Annotated in this window: 2 protein-coding genes; one reads left to right on the top strand and one right to left on the bottom strand. The window is 74.5% G+C overall.

Annotated elements, in window-relative coordinates; all coding sequences use genetic code 11:
- On the bottom strand, positions 1–577 hold a 577-nt coding region (locus E1166_RS30205), incomplete at its 3' end, for an RNA polymerase sigma factor (protein WP_132343207.1).
- Between the two features lie 526 nt (positions 578–1,103).
- Here E1166_RS30205 and E1166_RS30200 point away from each other — a divergent pair.
- Positions 1,104–2,376 (top strand): serine/threonine-protein kinase (locus tag E1166_RS30200; protein WP_132343206.1); only part of this gene is annotated, 1,273 nt, incomplete at its 3' end.

Below are 2,376 nucleotides of genomic sequence, written 5' to 3'. Positions count from 1 at the left end.
GGGGCGGGGTGGCTCGCCGTGCGGCCTGCGTCGGCCGGGCCGCGTCCGGCCGCTCCAGCAGCGCGGCCAGCCGCCGCAGGCCGCGGTGCGCGGCGGTCCGGACCGCACCCGCCCGACGCCCGAGCACCTGGCCGGCGGTCTCCGCGTCCAGCCCGATCACCGCCCGCAGCAGCACCGCCTCCGCCTCGCGCGGTGGCAGGGTGGCGATCAGCGCCAGCGCCGCCTCGGTGCCGATCGTCTCACCGGCTCGTTCAGCCGTGTCGATGTCCCCCGCCAGCTCGCTGAGCGCCTGCACCGGCACCGTGAGTGCGGGCCGGCGGCGCTGGCGGCGGAGATGGTCCATGGCTCGGTTGCGGGCGATGGTGACCGTCCACGCCCGAAACTCCCCACCGGTGAAGCGGGGCAGGTCGCGGGAGATCTGCAACCAGGTCTCCGAAGCGACGTCCTCGGCGTCCGGGCCGACGAGGACGGTGAGATAGCGCAACAGGCCCGGTTGGAGGCTGCGGTAGAGATAGCGGAAGGCGCCCTCGTCGCCGGCCCGCGCCGCGTCCACCGCCTCGGTCAGCTCACCGATCATCCGTCCGCCGTTCCCGCCCGACCCCTGGCCATCAGGGCGGATGCGTCGTCGCGCCGCAAGCCCGGCGGCTGGACCCCGTCGCGCACCATCAGCCCCCCGCTGACCCCCGTCGCGCCCGTGCCGGCAGGCCCGGGCGGCATGTCTGGACCCCGCCGCAGCGGTACGGCCGTCGGCGAGAATGCCCTACCGGCACCGTGGGCTGGCCCAGGGTCGGGCTAACGCTAGGAGTCGATCGGCAGCGGAACAAGTCGGCGACGCATCCCGGCCGGAGTGAGAAATCTCTACCCGCTTCGGCGGCGAGTCGAGGTAACACGGACGGAGCGCAGGACGCTCTGCACGCTACTCGCGGCGGGTACGGTGGCCCGGGAGGCCGTTTCGTCCGGGCTCGCGCGTGCGTCCGCCCGGGGTGGTGACGCGTCCGGCGGTCGTCACCGTTGGGTGGACGCCGGCCACCGGTGCCCGCCGGTCGGCTGGACCACATTCCCGGACATCGCCGTGAGTCCTTCTCGCGACCGCTGGGTACGGTATGGGGGTGTTGTCATCGGAGGTCGTGCTCAGCGGTCGCTACCGCCTCGACGAACGTGTCGCCACCGGCGGCATGGGCGACGTCTGGCGCGCCACGGACCTCGTTCTGGGCCGTCGGGTCGCGGTGAAGGTGCTGCTGCCCGCGCTGGTCTCCGATCCCGACTTCATCGCCCGCTTCCGTGCCGAGGCGCGGATCATGGCCGCGCTGCGCCACCCCGGCATCGTGCAGGTCTTCGACTGCGGCGAGGACCGCCTGGACGACGGTGGTCGGGCCGACTACCTCGTCATGGAGTTCGTCGAGGGTGAGCCGCTGTCCCGGCGGATCGAGGCTGCCGGGCACCTCGAAGTCGACGAGACCATGTCGATCGTGGCGCAGGCCGCGCAGGCGCTGCACGCCGCGCACGTCGGCGGCATCGTGCACCGGGACGTCAAGCCGAGCAACCTGCTGGTGCAGGAGGACGGCACGGTGGTCCTGGTGGACTTCGGCGTCGCCCGGTCGACGAACGGGACCAGCATCACCAGCACCAACGCGGTGCCGGGCACCGCGCTCTACATGGCGCCCGAGCAGGCAGCGGGCCGACCCGTGTCCGGGGCCACCGACATCTACGCGCTGGGCGCGGTCACCTACTGCTGCCTCACCGGCACCCCGCCCTTCACCGGCGACAATCCGCTCCAGGTGGCGGTACGCCACCTGGACGACGAGCCGCCCGCGCTTCCGGCCGACATCCCGGCCTCCGTCCAGTCCCTGGTGGCCCGGGCGCTGGCCAAGGATCCGGCGGACCGCTTCACCAGCGGCGCGGAGATGGCGGCGGCGGCCCGCGCGGCGCTCGGCGACGACAGTGGCACGCCGACCGCTCTGGTGGCTCCCATGCCGGTCGGTCGGACCAGCACCCGCAACGCCGTGCCGACGCTTCCGGGGGCGACCGTGGCGGCACCGCGGCGCGGCCGGGGCCGCCGTGGCTCCCTGACCGGCGCGCTGGCCGCGGTGCTGGTCGCGCTCACCGCCCTCGGTGCCGCACTGGGGGCAGCCAAGCAGGCCGGCGACCGGGCCACCGACATCAAGAACCCGTCGACCAGCGCCGTGCCGAGCGAGCCGGCACAGCTGCCGGTCGTGGCCGAGGAGAGCGAGAGCCGGCAGCCGTACCGGCCCGAGCGGGTCGGGAACCAGGGCCCACGGCAGTCGCCCACGCCGAGCGTGAGCCCGTCACCGCAGCCCTCCGGATCGCCCGACGCGTCCCCCTCGATCACCCCGCCAGCCACGCCCAGCGGCCAGC

The organism is Micromonospora sp. KC213 (assembly GCF_004348325.1).
GTDB lineage: Bacteria > Actinomycetota > Actinomycetes > Mycobacteriales > Micromonosporaceae > Micromonospora.
The sequence above is the reverse complement of the archived record's forward strand: the minus strand, read 5'-3'. Positions and strand labels throughout refer to the sequence as shown.